20 protein-coding genes and 1 pseudogene are annotated in these 24,534 nt (G+C 68.3%); 6 read left to right on the top strand and 15 right to left on the bottom strand.

Translation table 11 applies throughout. The annotated features are described in order from the left end of the window. Positions 1-66 precede the first annotated feature (66 nt). The 4 genes and pseudogenes from DWG18_RS01580 to DWG18_RS01565 all read right to left on the bottom strand — a co-directional run. A pseudogene (locus DWG18_RS01580) lies at positions 67-642 on the bottom strand (LemA family protein); the annotation flags it as partial. Between the two features lie 82 nt (positions 643-724). Continuing rightward, positions 725-1,456: a TerC family protein gene (locus DWG18_RS01575; RefSeq protein WP_115644778.1), complete on the bottom strand. Its 732-nt coding sequence runs from the start codon at positions 1,454-1,456 to the stop codon at positions 725-727. 33 nt (positions 1,457-1,489) lie between these two features. After that, complete coding sequence (locus DWG18_RS01570) at positions 1,490-1,882, bottom strand: diacylglycerol kinase (protein WP_115644776.1); 393 nt, start codon at positions 1,880-1,882, stop codon at positions 1,490-1,492. 180 nt (positions 1,883-2,062) lie between these two features. Next, the gene (locus DWG18_RS01565; RefSeq protein ID WP_115644774.1) at positions 2,063-3,040 is read right to left on the bottom strand and encodes an isoaspartyl peptidase/L-asparaginase; all 978 of its coding nucleotides are present in this window, start codon (positions 3,038-3,040) and stop codon (positions 2,063-2,065) included. Between the two features lie 394 nt (positions 3,041-3,434). On the opposite strand from DWG18_RS01565, the gene DWG18_RS01560 reads away from it, so the two are divergent. Then, positions 3,435-4,622: a S8 family peptidase gene (locus DWG18_RS01560; RefSeq protein WP_115644772.1), complete on the top strand. Its 1,188-nt coding sequence runs from the start codon at positions 3,435-3,437 to the stop codon at positions 4,620-4,622. A 50-nt stretch (positions 4,623-4,672) separates the two neighbouring features. Here DWG18_RS01560 and DWG18_RS01555 read toward each other — a convergent pair whose 3' ends face one another. The 5 genes from DWG18_RS01555 to DWG18_RS01535 all read right to left on the bottom strand — a co-directional run bounded on the left by DWG18_RS01555 (position 4,673) and on the right by DWG18_RS01535 (position 10,288). Beyond that, entirely contained in the window at positions 4,673-5,905 is a 1,233-nt protein-coding gene (locus DWG18_RS01555) for an ABC transporter permease (protein WP_115647976.1), read from the bottom strand. Further along, positions 5,902-6,651: an ABC transporter ATP-binding protein gene (locus DWG18_RS01550; protein ID WP_115644770.1), complete on the bottom strand. Its 750-nt coding sequence runs from the start codon at positions 6,649-6,651 to the stop codon at positions 5,902-5,904. Before DWG18_RS01550 ends, DWG18_RS01555 begins: the two co-directional genes overlap by 4 nt. Then, complete coding sequence (locus DWG18_RS01545; RefSeq protein ID WP_240318564.1) at positions 6,648-8,183, bottom strand: efflux RND transporter periplasmic adaptor subunit; 1,536 nt, start codon at positions 8,181-8,183, stop codon at positions 6,648-6,650. Before DWG18_RS01545 ends, DWG18_RS01550 begins: the two co-directional genes overlap by 4 nt. Before the next feature lie 107 nt (positions 8,184-8,290). Continuing rightward, on the bottom strand, positions 8,291-9,565 hold the full coding sequence (locus DWG18_RS01540; protein WP_115644766.1) for a HAMP domain-containing sensor histidine kinase: 1,275 nt from the start codon (positions 9,563-9,565) through the stop codon (positions 8,291-8,293). A gap of 12 nt (positions 9,566-9,577) precedes the next feature. Beyond that, positions 9,578-10,288, bottom strand: a complete 711-nt coding sequence (locus DWG18_RS01535; RefSeq protein WP_027081995.1) for a response regulator transcription factor — start codon at positions 10,286-10,288, stop codon at positions 9,578-9,580. Between the two features lie 95 nt (positions 10,289-10,383). On the opposite strand from DWG18_RS01535, the gene DWG18_RS01530 reads away from it, so the two are divergent. The 3 genes from DWG18_RS01530 to DWG18_RS01520 all read left to right on the top strand — a co-directional run bounded on the left by DWG18_RS01530 (position 10,384) and on the right by DWG18_RS01520 (position 11,345). Continuing rightward, complete coding sequence (locus DWG18_RS01530; protein ID WP_115644764.1) at positions 10,384-10,722, top strand: DMT family protein; 339 nt, start codon at positions 10,384-10,386, stop codon at positions 10,720-10,722. A 41-nt stretch (positions 10,723-10,763) separates the two neighbouring features. Beyond that, complete coding sequence (locus DWG18_RS01525) at positions 10,764-11,066, top strand: Mpo1-like protein (RefSeq protein ID WP_115644762.1); 303 nt, start codon at positions 10,764-10,766, stop codon at positions 11,064-11,066. Between the two features lie 72 nt (positions 11,067-11,138). Further along, a complete protein-coding gene (locus DWG18_RS01520) occupies positions 11,139-11,345 on the top strand; it encodes a hypothetical protein (RefSeq protein ID WP_115644760.1) in 207 nt (68 codons plus the stop codon). Position 11,346: 1 nt separating this feature from the next. On the opposite strand, the gene mazG is transcribed toward DWG18_RS01520, so the two are convergent. The 3 genes from mazG to nudE are packed head-to-tail and all read right to left on the bottom strand — an operon-like array spanning position 11,347 to position 13,545. Next, the gene (mazG, locus tag DWG18_RS01515; RefSeq protein ID WP_115647975.1) at positions 11,347-12,168 is read right to left on the bottom strand and encodes a nucleoside triphosphate pyrophosphohydrolase; all 822 of its coding nucleotides are present in this window, start codon (positions 12,166-12,168) and stop codon (positions 11,347-11,349) included. Positions 12,169-12,170: 2 nt separating this feature from the next. After that, on the bottom strand, positions 12,171-13,004 hold the full coding sequence (gene cysQ, locus DWG18_RS01510; RefSeq protein WP_115644758.1) for a 3'(2'),5'-bisphosphate nucleotidase CysQ: 834 nt from the start codon (positions 13,002-13,004) through the stop codon (positions 12,171-12,173). Continuing rightward, positions 12,997-13,545, bottom strand: coding sequence for an ADP compounds hydrolase NudE (gene nudE / locus DWG18_RS01505; RefSeq protein WP_115644756.1), 549 nt, complete (start codon positions 13,543-13,545; stop codon positions 12,997-12,999). Before nudE ends, cysQ begins: the two co-directional genes overlap by 8 nt. Before the next feature lie 44 nt (positions 13,546-13,589). On the opposite strand from nudE, the gene bioA reads away from it, so the two are divergent. Further along, positions 13,590-15,017 carry an adenosylmethionine--8-amino-7-oxononanoate transaminase gene (gene bioA, locus DWG18_RS01500; protein ID WP_115644754.1) on the top strand — a complete coding sequence of 476 codons (1,428 nt, stop codon included), beginning with the start codon at positions 13,590-13,592 and terminating at the stop codon, positions 15,015-15,017. After that, a complete protein-coding gene (locus DWG18_RS01495) occupies positions 15,008-15,745 on the top strand; it encodes a 16S rRNA (uracil(1498)-N(3))-methyltransferase (RefSeq protein ID WP_115644752.1) in 738 nt (245 codons plus the stop codon). The genes bioA and DWG18_RS01495 overlap by 10 nt, the downstream gene beginning before the upstream one ends. Before the next feature lie 66 nt (positions 15,746-15,811). Here DWG18_RS01495 and DWG18_RS01490 read toward each other — a convergent pair whose 3' ends face one another. Genes DWG18_RS01490 through DWG18_RS01480 form a run of 3 tightly spaced genes read right to left on the bottom strand, consistent with a single transcriptional unit; the run spans position 15,812 to position 24,451 of the window. Continuing rightward, positions 15,812-16,558, bottom strand: coding sequence for a chemotaxis protein CheW (locus DWG18_RS01490; RefSeq protein WP_240318563.1), 747 nt, complete (start codon positions 16,556-16,558; stop codon positions 15,812-15,814). 11 nt (positions 16,559-16,569) lie between these two features. Then, positions 16,570-18,186: a chemotaxis protein CheB gene (locus tag DWG18_RS01485; protein WP_162823645.1), complete on the bottom strand. Its 1,617-nt coding sequence runs from the start codon at positions 18,184-18,186 to the stop codon at positions 16,570-16,572. Further along, positions 18,179-24,451: an Hpt domain-containing protein gene (locus DWG18_RS01480; RefSeq protein WP_115644748.1), complete on the bottom strand. Its 6,273-nt coding sequence runs from the start codon at positions 24,449-24,451 to the stop codon at positions 18,179-18,181. The genes DWG18_RS01485 and DWG18_RS01480 overlap by 8 nt, the downstream gene beginning before the upstream one ends. Positions 24,452-24,534: the final 83 nt, after the last annotated feature.

Here is a 24,534-nt window from a genome sequence, read left to right as displayed (position 1 = left end):
GGCCTGCGGAGCACCCGGCGCAGGCGCTGCGGGTGCCGGCGCGGTATTCACCGGCGGCGGCGTCGAAAAGTCGACCGTCGGTGCATTCGAGATCTGCGCTTCGTTCTCGACCGTGAAGTTCGGCTTCGGCTTGTAACCGAACATCTTCGCGGTGATGTTGGTCGGGAACTGGCGGATGTAGGTGTTGTAGTCCTGCACCGTCTGGATGTAGCGCTGGCGCTCGACGGTGATGCGGTTTTCCGTGCCTTCGAGCTGCGCCTGCAGCTGCAGGAAGTTCTGATCGGCCTTGAGCTGCGGATAGTTCTCGCTGACCACCAGCAGGCGGCCGATCGCGCTCTGCAGCTGCGCCTGCGCGGCCTGGAACTGCGCGAGGGAGTTCGGATCGTTCGCGTTGACGTTGATGCTGCCGACGCGCGAGCGCGCCTCGGTGACCTCCGTCAGCACGCGCTCTTCGTGGCTCGCGTAGCCCTTCACCGTCGCGACGAGATTCGGCACGAGGTCGGCCCGGCGCTTGTAGACGTTCAGCACCTGCGACCAGGCGGCGTTCACCGCTTCGTCCTTCTGCTGGATCGTGTTGTAGCCGCAACCGCTGAGCAGCACGGTCAGCGTGAGCAGCAGGAATGCGGAGATCAGCTTGCGCATGGGGGGCCTCGTCGTGGGATCGGCGCTACCGGCGGCAACACTACCGGCAGCGGCAATAAATACGACGTGACGGCCGTCGGCGCTAGGGCTCGAGCTGGCGCGCGCTGGCGCGCCGACGTGCGGCGAGGTTGAGGCTCTCGACCAGGGCCGAGAACGCCATCGCGCCATAGATGTAGCCCTTCGGAATGTGGATGCCGAAGCCTTCGGCGATGAGGTACGCGCCGACCAGTACGATGAAGGCGAGCGCCAGCATCTTGATCGACGGGTTCTCGTCGATGAAGCGCCCGAATGGCTTGGACGCGAGCAGCATCACCGCGACCGCCAGCAGGATGGCCGACACCATGACGATGCGCTGGCTGGCCATGCCGACCGCGGCGATCACCGAGTCGAGCGAGAACACGATGTCGATGACGGCGATCTGCGCGATCACCAGCCCGAACGACGCCGCCGGCTTGGTGCGCACGTCCGCTTCCTCGCCTTCGCCGACGATGAGGTCGCGGATCTCCCCCGTGCCCTTCACCAGCAGGAAGAGGCCGCCGATGATCAACACCAGGTCGCGCACCGAGATGCCGCGACCGAACAGCGGGAACAGTGGATCGGTCAGGCCGGCCAGCCACGCCAGCGTGAGCAGCAGGCCGATCCGGGTGATGCAGGCGACGGCGATGCCGAAACGGCGTGCGCGATCGCGCGAAACGGACGGCAGGCGGCTGACCGCGATCGAGATGAAGACCAGGTTGTCGATGCCCAGCACGATCTCGACGGTGCTGAGTGTCACCAGCGTGATCCAGGTCTGGGGGTCGAGCAGCATCTCCATCACGGGCTTCCGTCCTTTGCGCGGCCGCGCAGTTTACGCGGCGTGGGCGGAGAAGCGCGGCACGAGGATCGCGCCCCACGTGACGAACACATTGAGCATCATCACGAACACCGCGGCCGAACCCATGTCCTTGGCGCGGCCGGCCAGCTCATGGAACTCGGCGCCGTAGCGCTCGATGACCGCTTCGATCGATGAATTGAGCAGCTCGACCGCGATGACCGCGAGCATCGAGCCGATCATCAGCGCGCGTTCGACGCCGCTCTGGCCCAGCCACCACGCCAGCGGCGCGAGCACGACGAACAGCCAGACTTCCAGGCGGAACGAGGATTCGTGGGTCCAGGCGGCGCACAGGCCCTGGATGGACCACTTCGCGGCTTTCATGATGCGCAGCGGATGCCGCGGAAGGTGTCCGACGGTGTCGGCCATGGAGATGCTCTCGTGTCGACGGTCGGGCCGGGGCACCGCCCGTCCCTGCGGCTGCACGATGCGGCGCGGATCCCCGGTCAGCGCCCGTCCGGATTGTCGCATGCGATCACGGGCGTCCGGCGGGGCTGCCTGGCCGTGCGGTCAGGCGCTGCTGTGGCACGACGCTGCGCCCGGGTCGGCTCAGTCCTCGTGGATGGCGACGCCGCGGCTGCCGTCCGGGCGGATCCAGCCGCGGAACATGCTGCCGCTGTTGAACGGCAACGCGATGTTGCCGTCGCGGTCGAGTGCGATCGCGCCGCCGTCGCCGCCCATCGCCGGAATGATCTTGTTGATGACTTCCTCGGCCGCCTTCTGCAGCGGCACGTTCGTGTACTCGACGCGCGCGCAGATATCGCGGGCTGCATTCGCACGGATGTAGAACTCGCCCCAGCCCGTGCCCGACACACCGCAACGTTCGTCCGCCCAGGTGCCGGCGCCGATGATCGGCGAGTCACCCACGCGACCCCAGCGCTTGTTGGTCATGCCGCCGGTGCTCGTGCCGGCGGCGATGTGACCGGCCTTGTCGAGCGCCACCGCGCCGACCGTGCCGAGATACCGCCGCACGTTGCCGTCGTCGCCCTGGATGACCGCGGCCTTCTGCGCGGCCTCCTTCTTCTGCGCTTCCTCGAGCTGCTTCCTGCGCATCGGCGTGTCGAACCACGTGTTCGGCACGCGCTCGATGTCCTTCTGCGTATCGGCGAACGCCTCGGCGCCGGCGCCGGCCAGCATCACGTGCGGACTGCGCTCCATCACCGCACGCGCGAGCTTGATCGGATTGCGCACGGTGGTGACGCCCGCCACCGCGCCTGCGCGACGCGTATGGCCTTCCATGATCGACGCATCGAGTTCGTGTCCGCCCTTGGCGTTGAACACCGCGCCCTTGCCCGCGTTGAAGCGCGGCGACTCCTCCATGACGAGGATCGCGGCCTCGACCGCATCGATCGCTGCCCCGCCCTTCTGCAGCACTGCATTGCCCGCATCGAGCGCGCGATTGAGCGTGTCGCGATAGTCCTTCTCGTCCGCCGCGCTCAGCGTCTCTTTGGGGACGAAACCGGCGCCGCCGTGGATGACGAGGGCGGTGCGCGCGGTCGAAGGCGCTGTCTGGGCGTGGGCGTTCATGGCGAGTGCGAGCAACAGAAGAGGGGCGTAGCGACGCATGGTCGGGCTCCGATCGGATCGGCCGAGCATAACGGCCGCTCGGCACCGCTTGCGAGCGTCGGTCCCGGCGTTGCAATGCAACACGAATCTTGACGGGAACATCACGTCGCTGAAGACGCGCGGCGCAGTCGTTCATGACCGTTTTCTGACGCAAATGACCTGTTTTAAGGCAGTTTGCGTTACGCGACAGCTCCATCGCGAAAGCTGGAAACGCAGTTCTTCAGCTTTTTCGGACACTGGGAGTTGACAGCGTTCAACCCGCATTCGGATTGTCAGCGCCGCGCCGGACCTGCCCCCGGCGCTCGGGCCCGCGTCATGCCGATGCGGGCTTTCCCCCACCTCTGATGGAGCAGCAATGAACAGCAAGTGCGTCCTCGCGTTAGCCATCTCGCTGGCCCTCACGTCCACCGCCGCCAGCGCCGGCACTCTCGTCCGTGCGGAAAAGAACCGCATCGACAACCAGTACATCGTCGTACTCAATCCGTCGCGCCTGCCGCTGCAGGCCGGGCTTGCACGCGAAGCGGGCCTTGCCAAGGCCGCTGAGAACGCAACCGTCGATCTCGCTGCGAAGTTCGGCGGCGATGTCGGCATGGTCTATCGCAATGCGGTGCAAGGCTTCGTGGTGCACGCACCCGAAGCGGTGGTCGCCCGCATGCTGAAGGATCCGCGCGTCGCCTTCATCGAGGAAGACGCGACGGTGACGGCGACCGCCACGCAGAGCGGCGCCACTTGGGGCATCGATCGCATCGACCAGCGCTCGCTCCCGCTCAGCGGCACGTACACCTACGACTACACCGGCTCGGGCGTGCACGCCTACGTGATCGACACCGGCATCCTGTCGTCGCATTCGCAGTTCGGCGGTCGCGTCGGCAGCGGCTACACCGCGATCAGCGACGGTCGCGGCACCACCGACTGCAACGGCCACGGCACGCACGTGTCCGGCACGATCGGTGGCTCGACCTACGGCGTCGCGAAGTCGGTGTCGCTCGTTCCGGTGCGCGTGCTCGACTGCAGCGGCTCGGGCACCAACTCGGGCGTGATCGCCGGCATCGACTGGGTGCGCACGCATGCGATCAAGCCGGCGGTGGCGAACATGTCGCTCGGCGGTGGTGCGTCGTCGGCCGTCGATACCGCGGTCAACAATCTGTCGAACTCGGGCGTGGCCGTGGTCGTCGCCGCGGGCAACGACAGCGCGAGCGCGTGCAACTACTCGCCGGCGCGTGCGGCCGGTGCGATCACGATCGGCGCCACCACCTCGACCGATGCACGCGCGTCTTACTCGAACTACGGCGGCTGCGTCGACCTGTTCGCACCGGGCAGCTCGATCAAGTCGGCGTGGTACACGAGCACGACGGCGACCAACACGATCAGCGGCACGTCGATGGCGTCGCCGCACGTGGCAGGCGCCGCCGCGCTCTACCTGCAGCGCGTGCCGTCGGCGACGCCCTCGCAGGTGCGCAGCTGGCTGACGACGAACGGCACCACGGGCAAGGTCACCAGCCCGGGCAGCGGTTCGCCGAACATCCTGCTGTATTCGCGTTGAGCGTCATCGCGTGACCAGAAGGCGGCCTTCGGGTCGCCTTCCTTTTCGTGTCACTGCGAACGCAGCGCTTCGATCGGATCCAGACGCGACGCCTTGCGCGCCGGATAGAAGCCGAAGAACAGGCCGGTCGCGATCGAGAAGCCCGCGGCGAGCAGGATCACGCTGCTGTCGAGCTTCACCGGCAATGACCCGAACTTGCCGACCGCGAGTGCGCCGAGCACGCCGATCGCGATACCGAACGCACCGCCAATGAGCGAGATCAGCATCGCCTCGGCGAGGAACTGGCGCTGGATGTCGCGCGGGCCCGCGCCCACCGCCATGCGCAGACCGATCTCACGAATACGCTCCGTCACCGACACCAGCATGATGTTCATGATGCCGATGCCGCCGACGATCAGCGAAATGCTCGCGACCGCACCGAGCAGCAGCGACATCAGCTTCGTCGTCTGCGTGCGCGTGGCCACGACTTCCGCGATGTTACGCACGTTGAAGTCGTCCTCGTCGCCGGGCTGGATCTTGTGGCGCTGGCGCAGCAGGCCTTCGATCTCGCCCTGTGCGTAGTCGAGATCCTTGGCGTCGCCGACGCCGACCGCGATCTGCATCACCGCGCCCGCGGGCAGACCCATCGCGCCCATCAGACGACGGCGCGCCGTTTCGAGCGGCACGACGACGAGGTCGTCCTGGTCCTGGCCGAACCCGCCCTGCCCCTTCGACTTCAGCACGCCGGCGACGGTGAACGGCACGCGACCGAGGCGGATGGTCTGCCCCACCGCGTCCTCGTCGCCGAAGAGTTCGCGACGCACGGTCTCGCCGATGATCACCGACTTGCCGCCGGAGTAATCGGCCTGCGAAAAACCGTCGCCGCTCGCCATCTGCCAGTCGTTGATCGAGAACCAGTCCGGCTGCACGCCCTGCCACGACGTCGACGCGTTGTTCTCGGCGAACACCACCTGCGTGTTGCCACGCAGTGAACCGGCGACGTACTGCACTTCCGGAATCTCGTGGCGGATCGCGTCCGCGTCCTGCTCGCTCAGCGTAAAGAAGGAACTCGATGACATGCGGATGCCGCCGAAGCCGCGACCCGCGCCCGGGCCGACGTCGAGGCGATTGGATCCGAGGCCGGACACCAGCTTGTCGATCTCCGCCTGCGTGCCTTGCCCGACCGACACCATCACGATGACCGCGGCGATGCCGATGATCACGCCCAGCGAGGTCAGCGCGCTGCGGAGCCAGTTGCCGCGCAGCGAGAATGTCGCGGTGCGAAGGGTTTCAGCGAACCTCATGTCGCGCCCTCGGTCCACGGGCCGGCGTGCGCCGGTGGCGCGATGTCGGGCACGCGCGTTTCATCGGTCTGCGCGTGCAGTTCGCCGTCGCGCATCACGAACACGCGATCGGCGTGCGCGGCGACTTCCGGATCGTGCGTGATCAGCACCACGGTATGGCCGTCGTCGCGCAGCGTCTTGAACAGCGCGAGGATCTCCTCGCCGGTCCTGGTGTCGAGCGCACCGGTGGGTTCATCGGCGAGCAGCACGGGCGGGCGATTGATCAACGCACGCGCGATCGCGACGCGCTGCTGCTGACCGCCCGACAGTTCAGTCGGCTTGTGGTGCATGCGCGCGCCGAGACCGACGGCTTCGAGCGCTTCCCGTGCGCGCTGCTGGCGCTCGGCCTTGGCGATGTCCGCGTATCCGAGCGGCATCGCCACGTTCTCGAGCGCATCCAGTCGCGTCAGCAGGTTGAAGCCCTGGAACACGAAGCCAATGGTGCGCAGACGCAGTTGCGCGCGCTGTTCGGCGTCGAGCGTCGACACGTCGACGCCGTCGCAGAGATAGACGCCGTCGCTCGGCGTGTCGAGGCAGCCGAGCAGGTTCATCAGCGTGGACTTGCCGGACCCCGACGGCCCCATGATTGCGACGAATTCGCAGCGACCGATCACCAGGTTCACACCGTGGAGCGCCACCACTTCGGCCTCGCTGCCCGGGGAGTAGACCTTGCCGAGGCCGCGCGTCTCGATGACGGCATCGGTCATTTCGTCTTGCGCTCCGCGCCGGTGATCACGGTATCGCCTTCCTTGACGCCGCCGCCGGAGACTTCGGTGTACGAGCCGTCGCTCGCACCGAGGCGCGCCATCGTCATCTTCGGCTTGCCGTCGACGAGCAGGTACAGCGGCGCGCGACGCGCGGCGAGCAACTGGTCGATGCCGCGGTCCCACCGCTGTTGCTGGCTGTCGTCGAGCGTCACGCGGAACGAAGCGAACTGCTGCGACATGCGCTCGGCCATGCGTTGACGCATCGCCCCGCTGTCGCCGCCTCGCGGAGTCCCGCCGCTTCCGCCGGGGCCGCCGCGACCGCCACCGGGACCGCCGCCGAACAGCGCACTGCCACCCTGCTGCTGCACCTGCGCCGTACGCGCCTGCTGGCGCTGGCGCATCTGCTCGACCGCCGCATCAAACGCGGCCTTCTGTTCGGGCTTCAGACCGAGCGACGTCGCGAGCTTCTGCAGATCCTCGGTCATGCCCATGCGACCACCGCCGGGCTGCTGTGCGCCGCCTTGCGCGCTCGCCTGCATCGCCGCGGCTTCTTCGTCGGTCGGCTTGTAGCGCAGCGCCGCGTTGGGCACGCGCAGCACGTTGTCGCGACTGCTCACCTCGATCTCCGCGTTCGCCGTCATGCCGGGCAGCAGCTTGCCGTCGCTGTTGTCGACGTCGATGACGACCGGATACGTCACGACGTTGTTCGTCGTCGTCGCCGACAGCCGCACCTGCGACACCTGGCCCACGAACTTGCGATCGGGATACGCGTCGACGGTGAAGGTCGCACGCAGGCCCGACGTGACCTGCCCGATGTCGGCTTCGTCGACGGCGAGCTCGATCTTCATCTTCGACAGGTCTTCCGCGAGCTTGAACAGCTCGGGCGCCTGCAGGCTCGCGGCGACCGTCTGCCCGGGCTCGATGCTGCGCGTCAGCACCACGCCATCGACGGGCGAACGGATTTCGGTGCGGCCCAGGTTCACGCGCGCGGTGCGCGTGCCCGCCTGCTGCTGCGCGATCTGCGCGCGGCTGGCAGCGAGCGTGGCGCGTGCGCGTTCCAGCGTGCTGCGCGCGAGATCGACGTCCGACTGCGCAACGAGCTTGTCCTTGCCGAGCTGCGCCTTGCGCTGGTAATCGATCTCGGCGTTACGCAGGGCCGCCGCGGCTTCCGTCGCATTCGCCTGTGCCGCGCTGATCTGTGCGCTGCCCTGCGCGATCTGCGCCTCGTACGTACTCGGATCGATACGCGCGAGCACCTGGCCCTTGCGCACGTGATCGTTGTAGTCGACGTAGACGTCGGTGACCTTGCCCGACACTTCCGAGCCGACCACCACCGTCGAAATCGCGCTGAGCTGGCCCGTCGAGGAGATGACGACGCGGATGTCGCCACGGTCGACCTTCGCCGTGCGGTAACCGCTGTCCGCCGCGCCGGCCGACGCCTTGTGATGTTTCCACGCCCATCCGCCGGCCGCAGCCAGCACGAGCAGCGTGATCAGGACCAAGAGGCCGCGGCGACGCGCGGGACGGGGCACAGCGGAACCGTTTCGACTCATTCGGGGAATGTCGGGGATGAAATGCAAAAGGGCGTCAACGACCGGAAACGCACGCGCGCGCCCGCGGTTGACATCAATAGAGAGGATTAGCCACGGAGCCGAATGGTCGCGACTGTTCCTTCGCCCGGCGTGCTGTCCAGCTCGACCGGCCACCCGAACCGCTCGCCAAGTCGGCGAACGATCGACAGCCCGATCCCCATTCCATCGGCGCTGTCGCGGTCGTGACGATAGAACGCGTCGAATGCCTTGGTCAGCGTTTCGCGCGTCATGCCGACGCCCGTATCGCGCACTTCGATGCGGTCCGGCCTGATCACCACTTCCACCAGCCCCGCGTCGGTGAAGCGGACCGCATTGCTCAGCAGGTTGCCCACCATCAGCGACAGCACGCGGCGCGGCGCATCGATCACGCCGCCGCCTTCATCACGGACCACGACCTCGACGGGTTTGTCCCCGACCTGCGCACGCGCATTTTCGACTTCGTCATCGACCACCTCGTGCACGTCGAAACGCTCGCTCTCGGATTCGACTTCGGCGTCGCGGGCGAGGATGAAGAACGCATCGATGACGGTCTGCATGTCCTGCCCGGCACGCTGGATGCGTCCGACCGCGCGACGCGAACGCTCGGGCAGCTCGCTGTCGGCGGCCATGATGTCGGACGCCACCCGGATGACGGTGAGCGGCGTGCGCAGCTCGTGGCTGGCGTCGCGCGTGAACTGGCGCTCACGCTCGACGAATTCGCCGACGCGGCCCGACATGCCGCGCAGCGCGTGGGCGAGACGTCGCACTTCCATGCCTGCATCGATCGGCAGGTTCTGCGGCGACAGGGCGCCGGCATTCGGCGACGACGGCTCCCAGCGCGCCACCACGCCGGCGAGCCAGCTCACCGGCGCGACCATGCGCTTGGACGTCCGGTAGGTCAGCCACGCGGAGACGTAGGTGACCAGCAGCGCGAGCAGCAAGCTCAGGCCGCCGGTCCAGAAAATCGCGCTGTCGCTGAATTCCGGATCGAAGTAGACGTAGAGCGTGCCGTCGCGCCGCTGTTCCACGAGGGACGCGGGCGCGCCCCAGTAGGGGATGTGATACCCCGGTGGCGCCGCGAGTACGTCGGCTGGCACGCCCGTTGCGGGCCGGCCTGCGGGCACGAAGTAGGTCGCCATGCGCGCGTTGTGCGGCAGCGATCCGCGCGGCCCGGCGGCCACTTGCTCCCACGCGTTCGCTGCCTCGTCGGCCAAGCGCTCGTGCAAGAGAACCTGGCGAACGCCGATCTCCGCACACGCGATGCCGAGCGCCATCACCAGGCTCGCGAGGAGAGCCTGGACGATGAACGCGACCTTGATCTTGCGGGGTAGGCCGTGCGCCATGCGGTCGCCGGATTACTCCGGCGGCTGCGAGATGTCGGCGATGCGGTAGCCGGCCGACTGCACGGTGTGCAGCAGCTGCTTGTCGAACGGCTTGTCGATCGTCTTGCGCAGGTTGTAGAGGTGGCTGCGCAGCGTGTCGGAATCCGGCAGGCCATTGCCCCAGATCTCGCGTTCGATTTCCTGGCGGCTCACCACGCGCGGCGACTCGCGCATCAGGATGGTCAGAAGACGCAGGCCGATCGGCGAGAGCTGCAGTTCGACGCCGCCACGGGTGACGCGCAGGCTGGCCGGGTCGAGCACGAGGTCGGCGACCTTCAACACTTCGCCACCGACCTGGCGGCGCTCGCGGCGGATCAGGGCGCGCAGACGGGCCTCGAGCTCCTGGATCGCGAAGGGCTTGGTCAGGTAGTCGTCGGCGCCGGCGGACAGGCCGGTCAGCTTCTCGTCGAGCGTGTCGCGCGAGGTCAGCATCAGCACCGGGGTCGACTTGCGCGCTTCCTCACGCAGCCGCTTGCACACTTCCACGCCGTCCAGGCGCGGCAGCATCAGGTCGAGCACGAGCACGTCGTAGCTGTTCTCGGCCGCCAGCCGGTAGCCGTCGAGGCCGTCGGCTGCGTAGTCCACCTCGAAGCCACGGCTTTCGAGGTATTCGCCCATCATCTCGGAGATATTGCGGTTGTCCTCGATGATGAGGACGAGGCCGCCGTCGCGATTGGTCTGCATGGTGAGGAGCCCTCCTTCAGTTTTGTGAAAGGTGCCCGCCGCCCAGTCTAGACGCTGTGAAGACCCGCCAATCCCCTCAACTCCCCCTGACCTCGATGAACGCACGCATCCTCAGTCCGCTCCTGCTGCTCGGCTCCAACATCTTCATGACCTTCGCCTGGTACGGGCATCTCAAGTTCAAGAGCGCGCCGCTGAAGTGGGTGATCCTGGCCAGTTGGGGTATCGCGTTGTTCGAGTACTGCCTGCAGGTGCCGGCCAATCGCATCGGCAGCAACGTCTACAGCGCACCGCAGCTCAAGGGCATGCAGGAGATCATCACGCTGGTCGTCTTCGCGGTCTTCTCGATCTGGTATCTCGGCCAGCCGCTTCGGTGGAACCACATCGCGGGCTTCGTGCTGATCGTCGTCGCCGGCTGGCTGATCTTCCTCGAATGACGACGCCGGCGCATGATCGACACGGGTTCCGGAGGTCCGCCATGCGCCGCTTCGCCAGCTTCCGCGAGTTCTATCCGTTCTATCTCACCGAACACGCCAACGCGGTCAGCCGGCGGCTGCATTTCATCGGCAGCCTGGGCGTGCTGCTGTTCGTCGTCACGGCGATCGTCACGCGCGACGCGCGCTGGTTCATCGGCGCACCGCTGTGCGGCTACGGTTTCGCGTGGGTCGGCCATTTCATGTTCGAAAAGAACCGGCCGGCCACGTTCAAGCATCCGCTCTATTCGCTGATGGGCGACTGGGTGATGTTCAAGGACATCCTCACGGGGCGCGTGAAGCTCTGACCGGCCGCCGAACGGCGCCACACACCGGCACCGCGCGACCTACGCTGTGGCCGTCCGCTCCGGAGGTCGCACATGAAGCGCGTCGTCCTCGTCGTACCGGTTCTGCTGCTCAGCGCCTGCGCCAGCGATGGCGACTGGGCCTCGCTCCACGACTCGCCCGATGCGTCGATCCAGGCCCAGTGCAAGGGCGAGGCGTCCGGCATCGCGGATGCGGATGCACGCGCGACGGCATTCGAAGCCTGCATGTCGCGCGCCGGCTGGAAACACACGCCGCACTGACTCAGGCGTTGCGTTCTTCCGCTTTCGCGCGATTCCAGTAGCCGTCCTGCGCGTCGAGATCGAGCGACGCGAGGTCGACGCCGTCGTCGGCCGCCATCCGCTCCATCGCGCGGAAGCGGCGTTCGAACTTCGCGTTCGCGCGACGCAATGCCACGCCCGGATCGACCTTGGCGTGCCGTGCCAGATTCGCCGCGACGAACAGCAGGTCGCCGATCTCGTCTTCGAGGCGGTCGTGGGCCTGCGTGTCGCCGCCCGCCAGCGCTGCGAATTCGACGCGCACCTCGTCGATCTCCTCGTGCAGCTTGTCGATGACCGGTGCGGGGCCCGGCCAGTCGAAGCCGATCGTTGCCGCGCGCTTCTGCAGCTTCACTGCACGCTGCCATTCCGGCAGCCCGCGCGCGATGCCGGCGAGGACAGAGTGATCGTCGTGACCTTTCGACGCGCGTTCCGCGCGCTTGATCGCTTCCCAGTTGGCCGTCTGCGCTTCGGCGTCCTCGAACGAGGCGTCGCCGAACACATGCGGGTGGCGTCGCACCATCTTCCCGTTGATCGATTCGACGACGTCGCCGAACGCGAACGCGCCCTGCTCTTCCGCCATGCGCGAATGGAAGATGACCTGCAATAGAAGGTCGCCCAGTTCGTCGCGCAGCTCGTGCAGATCATGGCGCTCGATGGCATCGGCTACTTCGTAGGCCTCCTCGATCGTGTACGGCGCGATGGTCGCGAACGTCTGCTGCACGTCCCATGGGCAGCCACCGTCGGGATCACGCAACCTCGCCATGATCGCGAGCAGCGTGGCGACGTCACGCGCATCACCCGGCATCGTCACGGCGACGACGCCTGCTGTGCCGCGGCCGTCCACTCGCGCCACGGCAGTTGCGGATCGCCGATCGCGATGAAGTCGCCGTTGAGCAGCGTGTCCCGCACGTTGTAGCGCAGCGGCCGACCGCGCGGATCCACCACCTGCCCGCCCGCGCCTTCCAGAATCGCCTGCCCCGCGGCCGTATCCCATTCGCACGTCGGGCCGAAGCGCGGGTAAAGGTCGAGGCCGCCCTCGGCGATGCGGCAGAACTTGAGCGACGACCCGAGATTCAGTTGCTCGACGTCACCGCGCGTGCGCATCGCGTCGATGAACGCCTCGCTGCGACCGTCCCTGTGCGAACGACTCGCGGCGACACGCATGGGCATGCCCGGGGGCGACTGGACGTGCATCGCGTGATCGCCGCCATCGAGGCGCTCCCTGCGGAAGGCGCCATGCGTCGCGCCACCGTGCCAGATCACTCCGGTCACCGGCGCCTGGATCACGCCCCAGGTCGCGATACCGTCCTCGACCAGGGCGATGTTCACGGTGAACTCGCCGTTGCGCTTGACGAACTCGCGTGTGCCGTCGAGCGGATCGACGATCCACAGGCGGCGCCATGCGCGACGAATGTCGGCGTCGACCTTGTGCTCGGCTTCTTCCGACAACACCGGAATGTCGGGCGTCAGGCGGGCGAGGCCCTCGGCGATCACGCGATGCGAGGCCAGATCCGCCTCCGTGAGCGGCGAATGATCCTTCTTGCTCTCGACATCGAAGTCGGCTTCGTAGACTGCGAGAATCTGGCGCGCAGCGTCGACGGCCAGCGCGATGACGGCCTCGCGCAGTGGTGCATCAGGCATGGTTCAACCTCAGCCACTCACGGGCGATGAACAGCGCCGCGATGGAGCGGCCTTCGGAGAAATCGTCGCGGAGGATGAGCTCGTGCAATGCATCGAGCCTCCACGGCACGACATCGAGCGGCTCGGGTTCATCACCCGGCAAACGCTCTTCGTAGAGATCACGCGCGATGACCATCTGCGTCGCGTGACTCATGTAGGTCGGCGCCAGCGACAGCTCGCGCAGGCGCAGCAGCGAACGCGCGCCGTAGCCGATCTCTTCCTTGAGCTCGCGGTCGGCCGCCTGTTCCGGCGACTCGCCGGCATCGATGCGGCCCTTCACCAGACCGAGTTCGTAGCGATGGAAGCCGGCGGCGTACTCGCGCACCAGCAGCACGGTATCGGCGTCGAGCATCGGCACGACGATCACGGCGCCGTGTCCGCGCCCGTGCAGGCGCTCGAACTGACGCCGCTCGCCGTTGCTGAACTCGAGGTCGAGCCGCTCCATGCGATAGGGCCCGGCGTCGTGCTCGGTGACGTGATGGATGGTCGGCAGCGTCTTCATGGGGCTGTGGGCGACGGGCCGGCGCGACGCGGGATAATGGCGGGATGAACAGGCTCGATCACGACACGATCCTAGCAGGGGCGGGCGAAAGCCCGGCGGACGCATGGCGCCGCCGCGACCTCGACGTCGTCTGGCATCCGTGCACGCAGATGCGCGAGCACCCGGATCGGCTCCCACTGCTCCCTATCGAACGCGGCGAGCGCGAATGGCTGGTCGGCATGGACGGGCGTCGCTACCTCGATGCGGTGTCGAGCTGGTGGACCTGCGTCCACGGCCACGCCGAGCCGCGCATCGCCGAGGCGATCGCACAGCAGGCGCGCACGCTGGAGCACGTGATCCTCGCGGGCTGCACGCACGCGCCAGCGGTGGAACTCGCCGAGCGCCTCATCGCGATCGCGCCGAAGCAGGTCGGCCGTGCGCCGCTCAGCAGGGTCTTCTTCGCCGACAACGGCTCGGCCGGCGTGGAAGTCGCGCTGAAGATGGCGTTCCACTGGTTCCGCAACGCCGGCGAAACGCGACGCACGAAGTTCATCGCGCTCGAGAACAGCTACCACGGCGAGACGCTCGGTGCGCTCGCGGTGGGTGACATTCCGTTGTACCGCCGCGTCTACGCGCCACTGCTCGCCGAGGCGCTGTTCGCGCCATCGCCGGATGCGTTTCTCGCCACCGCGGGCGAGACGGCGGAACAACGTGCGCATCGCGCGGCCGATGCGTTGGCGACGCTCCTCGCGGAACACGGCCACGATGTCTGCGCACTGATCTTCGAGCCCCTGATCCAGTGCGCGGGCGGCATGCGGATGCATCATCCGGCCTATCTGCGACGCGTACGCGAGCTCTGCGACGCGCACGGCATCTTCCTCATTGCCGACGAGATCGCGGTGGGCTTCGGCCGCACCGGCACGATGTTCGCGTGCGAACAGGCCGGCATCGCGCCCGACCTGCTCTGCCTGTCGAAGGGGCTCACCGGCGGCTCCCTGCCCCTCGCGGCGGTGCTGGCGACGCAACGCATCTATGACGGTTTCCTCGACGACAGCCGTGAGCGGGCCTTCCTGCATTCGCACAGCTACACGGGCAATCCGCTCGGCTGCGCGGCGGCGCTCGCATCGCTGCGCATCTTCGAAAGCGACGACGTCATCGCGCGCAACGTCGGAACCGCGAGCAAGCTCGCTGAGCGCGCCGACGCTTTCCGCGCGCATCCGCGCGTGGTCGACGTGCGCCAGACCGGCATGGTCGTCGCGATCGAAATGACCGCGGACGTCGACGCGCATGACGGTACCGCCGTCGAGATCGCGGGCGGTCGCGGCCTGCGCGCTTACCGGGAAGCAATCGCCCGCGGTGTGCTGCTGCGCCCGCTGGGCGACGTGCTGTACTGGTTCCCGCCCTACTGCATCGACGACGACGCACTGGACCTGCTCGCCGACACCACGCGCCACGCCATCGACGCCGCGTTCGGAGGCCCGACATGCGCTTGACCCGTGTCCACGTCCCGCAACCGCTGGTTTCCGGCGCGGAGATCACGCTGCCCGAAGGCGCCGCCGCGCACCTCACGCGCGTGCTGAGACTCGGCGTGGGCGACGCCTGCATCGTCTTCAACGGTGATGGCCAGGACTACGCGGCGACACTCGTTGCGGCGGGCAAGCGCGACGCGCGGCTCCGCATCGGCGAAGCAACACGCGTCGATCGCGAATCGCCGCTGCGCATCACGCTGCTGCAGGGCGTCGCCAAGGGCGAGAAGATGGACCTGATCCTGCAGAAGGCGACCGAGCTCGGCGTGCACGCGATCCTGCCCGTATGGTCGCAGCGCAGTGACGTGAAGCTCGACGGCGAGCGTGCGGCGAAGCGCCTGGATCACTGGCGCAATGTGGTGGTCTCGGGCTGCGAGCAGTGCGGTCGTGCGGTGGTCCCGGAAGTCGCGCCACCGCTGTCGCTCGCAGCAGCGCTGGCGGCGCTGGAGCCGCACGCGATGCGTTTGCTGCTCGATCCGGAAGGCACGCATTCCCTGCGCTCGATGACGCTGGACGATGCCGCGTCGATCTGCATCGCAGTGGGACCGGAAGGCGGCTGGTCGCCGCTCGACCGCGAACAGCTCCATGCCGCGCGCTTCGACGGCCTGCGTCTGGGCCCGCGCATCCTGCGCACGGAAACGGCCGGCCTCTCTGCGATTTCCGCTCTGCAGGCGCGCTTCGGCGATCTCGTCTGAGTCGTCTCCGTATGCAAAAAGGCCGCCCCGGAGGCGGCCTTTCCTTGCGTAATGCGCGGGCGCCGGTCAGGCCGCTTCGCGCACCTCGCGCAGGCGTTCCTCGATCTGCAGCAGATCCGGCAGCAGCGCCGGCTCGTCGTTGAGACGCACGTAGGCCTGCACGCCCAACGGGAGGTCGCCGTCCTGCGCTTCGACCTCCAGCGCAGCGCGTGACACCGTCACGAGGCGCGGGAAGCCCTGCGTCACGATCGCGAAGAACGGGATGCGGCGGTCGCCACCGAACGCCTTCAGCACGATGACCTTCGAGCCGAGGCCCGGCTTGTCCTCGCCGATCCCGGCAAGGCGCGCAAACGCGATCAGCGGAATCTGCCAGCCGCGCCAGCGGAAACGACCCAGCAGCCAGTCGACGCCGCTCGGATCGCTTTCCGGCTCGGCGTACGACAGCACCTCGGCGATCGTCGCGTTCGGCAGCAGCAGACGGCCACCGGCCACCTGGATGAGCACGCCGCGGATGTCGCCCGTTTCCTGCTGACCCCAGCTCGGCGAGGGCGCAACCGGCGCAGGCGCGATCGGGTCGTTCGCGTGCGCGTCCGGGCCGACGCTGCCCATCGCGGCGGCCTGCGACAACACAACGTCGACGACCGAATCGACATCCGCCTCCGCGGCGTCGACCTCATCGGCGTCGTCGATCTCGTCGGCTTCGTCGAAATCCGACGCGCTCTCGGCATCGGCCGGCTGGCCATTCGGCGCGATGGCGACTGGCCCGCGCGACGGCGGGTTCGGACGGCGGTGGCGGTTTTTCTTCTTGGACACGACGGGACCTCTCAGCGGCTCCAGCGGCCGGCGAGTTGTGCAGCGAGTTCGGAGGGCGGCGCGGTGACCGCGCCGCGTGCGGCCACCGCGGAGGCGGCGGTGGCGTCGTAGCAGCCATCTGCGGATTGCGCGCCGATGAAGGCGCCGCGCTTGCCGAGGTCGGCGATCGCGTCGGCCATTTCGGCGTCTGCACCGCTGAAGACGAGCACGGCACTCTTCTCGGCAGGGATGCGCGCGACGAGGGTGGCGAGGCCGCCGGTCGCGAACGCCGTCGCGTCCTCCGACACACCCATGTCGTCGCCGAGGACGTAGATCTGGCCGTTCTGGATCGGATCGCCCGCCTGCGCGAGCGCGACGGGCAACGCGGCGGCGCGCTGGAGCTGCGCAACCAGCTTGTCGTACCGGGCGCCATCGAGGCGCTGGCGGATCAGCACGGGCTTACTGAAGCGCGCCGGCAAGGCACCGAGCAGTTGACGGACCGCGTCGGGGCCGCCGATACCGGCGAGTACGAGCACCGCGCCGGACGACGTCGCTTTCGTATCGTCGACCAGTTCCAGCGACGCGATGCGACGCTCGAGTTCGCCAAGATCGTGCGAGCGCAGCGCGCCGGTCGGCGCCGTCGCGATCGGCGCGGCGTCGTCCGCGAGGCTCAGCTCACCGAAACCCATCGGCGGCAGCGGCGGCGGCACGGCAGCCGTAGGCGAAGCCGTTTCAGCCTGAACGTCATCGAACGACACCTCTTCGACAACGGCGAAGTCATCGACCAACCCACCCTGCCAGTCGGACTCCGGCAGCGCGGGCGCATCGGGCAGCGAGAGATCAGGGAGTTCGGCATCGAGCTCTGCGAGCAGCGGATCGAAATCGCTGGCACTGAAGTCGGGGCCGGTGACCGGTGGCAGGCCCTCGAAACGGGTGGCCTCGATCGAACCGCCGTCGAACCCCACGCCCTCGAGCTGCACGCCTTCAAAGTTCGGCGCGTCGAGCGAAGCGCCGTCGAAGCCGACAGCTTCGAGTTCGATGCCGGCCGTTTCCGGAAGCGGTGCATCGATCGCGCTCGGATCAAGTTCGAGTCCGTGCACGGACAGCACGTACTCCTCGACACTCATCTCGTCCGCGTCCGCAGCCGCGGGATCGAATACGGAAAAGTCTTCGCCGCCCGTCGCGCCTTCGGGCACCGCGATCTGTGCGACCGGCGGGAACTCCGGGTCGTCGGTCGAGATCATTTCCTCGAGCTGCACCGTCAGCGGATCCACCGCGGGCACGAGGTCCGCGCCGGCGACCGGCGGCAGCACGTCCTGGCGGTGATGCAGCTTGGCGGCGAGGTGGCGGCGCCAGCGCGCGGCCTCCCAGCCGTCGCGCGACGCGGCGACGTCGGCCTCTTCGAACATCACCTCGATCGAAGGATCGCCGAGCATGCTGTCGTAACGGTCGAGCGCGCCTTCGCTGACGGGATCGAGCACGATCATCAGCACGTCGGGCGACACGCTGCGGATCGCATCGGGTGAGGATGCGCCCGGATCTTCCTCGGCGACGATGTCCGCGCCGATTTCCAGCAGTGCGCCGCGCACGCTGTCGCGCGCGGCGCCGGGACGCGCCAGGAGGGCGACGCGTCGGCTGGTGTCACTCATGCGCATGCACCTGCTCGAGCAGCTCGTTGACGTTCCGCATCAGCTCGGGTTCCTGGTACGGCTTGCCGAGGTAGCGATTGACGCCGAGTTCGAACGCACGCTGGCGGTGCTTCTCGCCGGTACGCGACGTGATCATGATGATCGGCACGTCGCGCAGTCGCGAATCGCCCTTCATCGCGCCGGCAAGCTCGTAGCCGTCCATGCGCGGCATTTCAATGTCGAGCAGCATCAGGTCCGGCACGCGCTCGGCCATGCGTTCGAGTGCGTCGATGCCGTCCTTCGCGGTGGCGACTTCGTAGCCGTGACGTTCGAGTACGCGGCCGGTGACCTTGCGCATCGTGACCGAGTCGTCGACCACCATGACCAGCGGAACGGCGCGCTTCTCGACCGGAACGAACACCGGCTGGAAGTCGCGCGGCAGCGTGGCCTGGCGGCGCACCAGCGGCGCGATGTCGAGGATCACGACCACGCGACCGTCGCCCATGATCGTCGCGCCGAAGATGCCCGGCACCGAGGCGACCTGCGGGCCGACCGGCTTCACCACGATTTCGCGGTTGCCGATGACCTGGTCGACGGTGACGGCGGCGCGCAGTTCACCGGCGCGGATCAGCAGCAGCGGCACCTGCAGCAGGCCCTCGGCCTTCGCCGACGACTGACCGAGCAGGCGACCGAGGTCGTGCACCGCGTAGTCCTCGCCGCCGTAGCGGTAGGTGCCACCGTCCTCGTTCTGCATCGCCTGCGCGAGTTCTTCGCGCGAGATACGGCCGACGCCGCGCACCGAGGCGATCGGCACCGCGAACGCGGTCTCGCCGATGCGCACGAAGACCGCCTGCGTGACCGCGAGCGTCTGCGGCAGGCGCAGCGTGAACGTCGTGCCCGAGCCCTTCGTCGTGCGGATATCAATCGTGCCGCCGAGCTGGCGCACTTCGGACGCGACCACGTCCATGCCAACGCCACGACCGGCGAGGCGGCTGACCTCGTCGGCGGTCGAGAAACCCGGCTCGAAGATCAGCATGTCGAGGTCGGACTCGGCCATCACCGCATCGCTGCGGATCAGGTTGCGTTCGATGCCGCGACGTCGGATCGCTTCGCGATCGAGGCCGCGGCCGTCGTCGCCGACTTCCAGCACGACTTCCGAACCTTCGCGACGGACCGCGATGCGGATGGTGCCTTCTTCCTGCTTGCCTGCGGCCGCGCGCTTCTCCGGCGACTCGAGGCCATGCGCGACCGCGTTGCGGAGCATGTGCTCCAGCGGCGCGGTCATGCGCTCCAGCACGTTGCGATCGAGCTCGCCCTGCGTGCCTTCGAGCTTGAGCAGCACGTGCTTGCCCGTTTCACCCGACGCCTGGCGGACGACGCGGCGCAGACGCGGCAGCAGGCCGTCGAACGGCACCATGCGCGTGCGCATGAGGCCTTCCTGCAGTTCGGACGACACGCGCGACTGCTGCAACAGCAGCGTGTCGTACTGACGCGTGAGGTCGTCGAACGTCGCCTGAAGCGAGGTCTGGTCGGCCGCGGACTCGGACAGTGCGCGGGTCAGCTGCTGCAGCGTCGAGAAGCGGTCGAGCTCCAGCGGATCGAACGTCGCCTCGGTGGCGTCCTCGCGCTTATAGCGCGCGACGATCTGCGCCTCCGTCTCGATCTCGAGACGGCGCAGCTGGTCGCGCATACGCGTGTTCGTCGCTTCCATTTCCGCGATGGCCGACCGGAACGCGCCGAGCTGCTGTTCCAGGCGGGCGCGATAGATCGCGACCTCACCGGCGTAGTTGACGAGGCGATCGAGCAGGTCGGCGCGGATACGCACCTGTTCCTGCGGCGCACGCACGGCGATGTCGTCGTCGTCCGTGAGCGCGGGCTGTTCGCCGATCGGCGCCGACAACGGCTTGAGCTCCGCGACCGGCAGCGGTACTTCCGGCGTGGCCTCTTCGTGCTGCGGCTCGTAGGCCGGCATCGGCAGGCGCTCGCCGCGCGCACGCGCTTCGAACTGTGCGATCAGCGCGAACGGCATGCCGATCGCGTGGCGTTCGCCGACGCGGGTGACCATACCGTGCAGGCGATCGAAGCCCTTCTCGAGCAGCGACACGCCGTCGCGACCGAGTTCGCTGCGGTGATCGACGACCGCCTCGAGCAGCGACTCCATGACGTGGCCGAGTTCGCCCACGGCCATGATGCCGGCCATGCGCGCACCGCCCTTGAGCGTGTGCAGGTCGCGCTGCAGGCCGACCAGCGTTTCGCGGTCATCCGGCTGCTGGCGAAGCTGCGCGAGCAGGCTGTCGGAGTGGTCGAGCAGGTCGGCGCCTTCCTCGACGAAGATGTCGACGAGTTCCGGATCGAGGCCGGTGAGGTCCAGCCCGGTGTTCGGGTCGGCTTCGTCGACGACGCTTGCCGGCATCGCCGCACCGGAGTGCGCGGCCGCGGACGCCGCGGCGATCGCCGCGCGGACCTGCTCCGCCATCTTCTGCTCGGCCGCCATGCGCTCCAGGCGCTCGGCTTCGGCACGCTGCGACTCCATGCGCGCCCGCTCGCGCTCGGCGGCTTCAACGCGCTCGCGTTCGAGACGCTCGGCCTCCGCCCGCTCGGCTTCAATGCGTTCGCGCTCGGCGCGCTCGGCGGCCAAACGCTCTTCTTCGATGCGACGCGCGTCCGCCTGTTCGGCCGCGATCCGCTCCGCTTCGGCGCGCGCGGCTTCTTCGGCCGCAAGGCGTTCGGCTTCGGCCTGCTCGGCGGCGATGCGTTCCTGTTCGAGACGCTGGGCTTCCGCCTGCTCCGCCGCGAGGCGCTCAATCTCGGCCTGCTCGGCCGCGACGCGCTCCTGCTCGAGACGTTCGGCCTCGGCCTGTTCGGCCGCGACGCGCTCCTGCTCCAGACGCTCTGCTTCGGCCAGCTCGGCGGCAATGCGTTCCTGCTCGACACGTTCGGCTTCAGCCTGGGCCGCAGCCTCCCGCTCTGCTTCGGTCTGCGTCGCGGCAAGACGCTCGGCCTCGGCCTGCGCAGCTTCAGCGGCGACACGCTGCGCCTCCGCCTGTTCCGCGGCGACACGTTCGGCTTCTGCCTGTTCGGCGGCGAGACGCTCCTGCTCCAGACGCTCCACTTCGGCCGCTTCGGCAGCAATGCGTTCCGCTTCCGCACGCGCCGTTTCTTCAGCGATGCGCTGCGCTTCCGCTTCCTCGGCCGCGAGCCGCTCGGCTTCGGCGTGCGCGGCAAGACGCGCCTGCTCCGCGTATTCCGCCTCCGCCTGCTCCGCAGCGAGACGCTCGGCATCGACGCGCGCGATCTCCTCGGCGATGCGCCGCTGCTCGGCCTGCTCCGCGGCGACGCGCTCGGCTTCCGCCTGCGCCGCTTCCAGTTGTTCGAAGTCTTCTGCCGCCGACGCGTCGAGCGGATCGATCGGCGCCGCCTGGCGCGCGTCCGGGAGGCTATCGCGCAGCGCGACGACGCGCTCGGCAAGTCCTTCGAAACGCGGCACGTGCGGGCGGTCGGCCTGCAGACGGGCGAGCGTGGTGCGGATCGCGTCGGCGACGTCGGCGATCGCTTCGACGCCTTCCTGCGTCGCGCTCGTACCGGCCGCGAGCAGACGCTTGATGTAGGCCTCGGTCGGACCGGTGATCGCCGGGATCACCGGCACCTCCGTCATCGCGAACGCGCCGTTGAGCGTGTGGATCGAACGCTGCAGGCGATCTTCCGCGCGCTGCGGCTGGCGACGCGCGTTCTCGAGCCAGTCGTCGATGGTCGCGAGATGGCCGTCGACTTCCGTCGCGAGGATTTCCAGCAGCACCGGATCGACGTACGCCGGCTCACCCGGATCTTCGACCGGCAGCGCGACCGCGATCGGGACAGCCACTTCGACCACCGGCTCGACCGGCGCGGCGACCGGCGCCGCGAACTCGCCGGCCGTGTAGAACACTTCCTCGCCCTTCTCGAGACGATCGGCGATCGCTTCGAAGCCTGCGAGGTCTGCTGTCACCGACGCCGTACCGGCGAGCGCCGCGTGGAACTGCGGCAGCGTGCCGACCGCATGTTCGAGGATGGATGCTACCGCCGGGCTCGGCGGACGCGTGCCATCCAGCACGCGGTTGAGCATGTTCTCGATCTTCCAGCTGAACTCGCCGAGGACCTTGGCGCCGACGAGGCGGCCGCTGCCCTTGAGCGTGTGGAAGACGCGGCGGATGGGGCGCAGGCGCTCCATCTCCTCGGGCATCGCCTTCCACGCGGGAAGCAGCGACGCGAGGTTGTCCATCTCCTCCGACAGCTCTTCGAGGAAGACCTCGCGGATGTCATCGTCGATGTCGGCGTTGGCTTCGAAGCCGCCGTGAACCGCGCCGATCGGCGCGACCACGACCGGCTCGATCGCGTCGATCGCCGAGGCATCGATCGCCACCGGCTCGTGCACGACCGGGGTCTCTTCTTCGCGTGCCTGCAGATCGACGACCGCGAACGTCTCGGCGATGTGCGCGAGCACCGTCTCGTCTTCGCTCTCGGCGACGATCGGCTGAGCCGATGCATCGACGGATTCCGGGTGCAACGTCTCGGCGATCGCGGCGTCCACCGCCGGCTCGGCGGCCACGGGCGGCGCGGCTTCGACCTGCACCGGCGCGGCGGGCACCGGCCAGTAGTGCAGCGACTCGAGGCTCGACTGCGCGATGTCGAGCATGCCGTCGCGGTTCGGACGGTGGTCGCGCAGGGCTTCGAGGAAGTATTCGAGACTCGCGAGCGCGTCGGCCAGCGCGTCGAGTTCGGCGCTGGTCGGCACGTGGCGACGATCGATCAGCTCGCGCTGCGAATAGCGCGCGATCGCATCGAGGTATTCGGCCGGCGTCGCCAGCTGCACCATGCGCATGGCGCCGGCGACTTCGTCGAGCAGGCGCGGTACTTCCGCGAGTTCGGCGTGATCCCAGCCGGTCTCGACGAACGCGACGAACGACTGGCGCGCATCACCGAAATTGGCGATCGCTTCGCGCACGACGATGTCGAGCACCTTGCGCGACTCGCGCGCGAGCGCGTTGTCGCCGTCGTCCTGGTCTTCGAGGCCCAGGCGCGAGACCTGGTCATCGAGCGACGCATCGACATACAGCAGTGCACCCGCGATATCGAGCAGCGCGTGCTCGTCCGCGATACGGCGGCCGTTGACGACGTCCGACATCGCGTCGCGCTGCTGCATCACCACGCCGCGCGCAGTGGACAGCCCCATCATGCCGAGCGTGTCGCCGACCTGCGTCAGCGCGTCGACCTGCGGGCGCAGTTCGGCCACGTCGATGCGGCCGGTGCGCAGGTGGATGTCGAGCGCGTCCTTGACGCGCATCAGGTCTTCCTTGATCGCCGCCGACACCGTGTCGAGCAGCGCGCGGTTGCGGCCGCTCAGCGAACCGCGCGCGTGCGCGATTTCGCTTTCGCTGGGACGCTGCGCATCGAGATCGAAGGTTTCGCGAATGTCGTCCAGTCGCGGATGCGAGGCCCCGCTGTGAGCAACGTGATAGAGCAGCTGGCGCGTGGCGTCGGCCGCGAGATCCTCGGTCGGCAGTGCCATTGCGTCCTGTGCGGTCTCGCGCACCGCACGCTCGAGCGCACTGAACGCCTGACGCAGGCCACGGCTGGTCGGCATCGCACCTTCGGCGATCGACACGGCGACGCCTTCGGCCACCCACAGCATGCGCTGATGGGCTTCATCGGCGCTGGCGCGCATCAGCTCGCCGATCGCGTCGACGAGAGCACGTGCGTCGGACGGGTCGCCGGTCTCCGGCCAATTCGCCAGCGCAGCGGACAAACGCTCGGCCGCGGCATGTGTATCGACCGCAGCATCGGCCGCACCGCCCGCCGGCACCGGACGGTCGATGTCCGGTGCGAACAACACGCTTTCGCTCAGGCCCGCTTCGCCACGCGCGGCGCGCAGCTCGTTGAGCAGCGGCAGCAGCACGATCGGGATGTCGCGATGGCCGCCCTGCAGGCGCTCGAGGTAGTCCGGCAGCTGGACGACGCCGCGCAGCAGCGCCGCGCAGGCTTCGTCGCGGTCGGCGACTTCACCCGACTGCAGCGCGTAAGCGAGCTTCTCCATCTCGGTCGCGACCATCGCGGGCGCGTCGAGCTCGATCATGTGCAGCGTGCCGCGCACCTGATGCAGGTGGGTGGCGCAGGCGCGCATGCGCGCGGAGTCGGTGGGATCTTCGAGGAACGCTTCGATCTCCTGCCGCGCCAGGCGCAGGGTTTCGTCGAGTTCCGGCTTGATCCAGCCGAGGGTCGTCGTGTCGATCACTTCACGCATCGCGATCATCGTGCACCTCGCGCCTGGGCGTCCGTGCGCGGCGCGCTCCCTCGAAGGAGCGCGGTCGCGCGGCAGCGGCGGTCAGGTGCGTG

The sequence above is a fragment of the Lysobacter sp. TY2-98 genome, from assembly GCF_003367355.1.
In the GTDB taxonomy this organism is placed as follows: Bacteria; Pseudomonadota; Gammaproteobacteria; order Xanthomonadales; family Xanthomonadaceae; genus Cognatilysobacter.
This window is presented reverse-complemented; position numbering and strand designations above follow the sequence as displayed.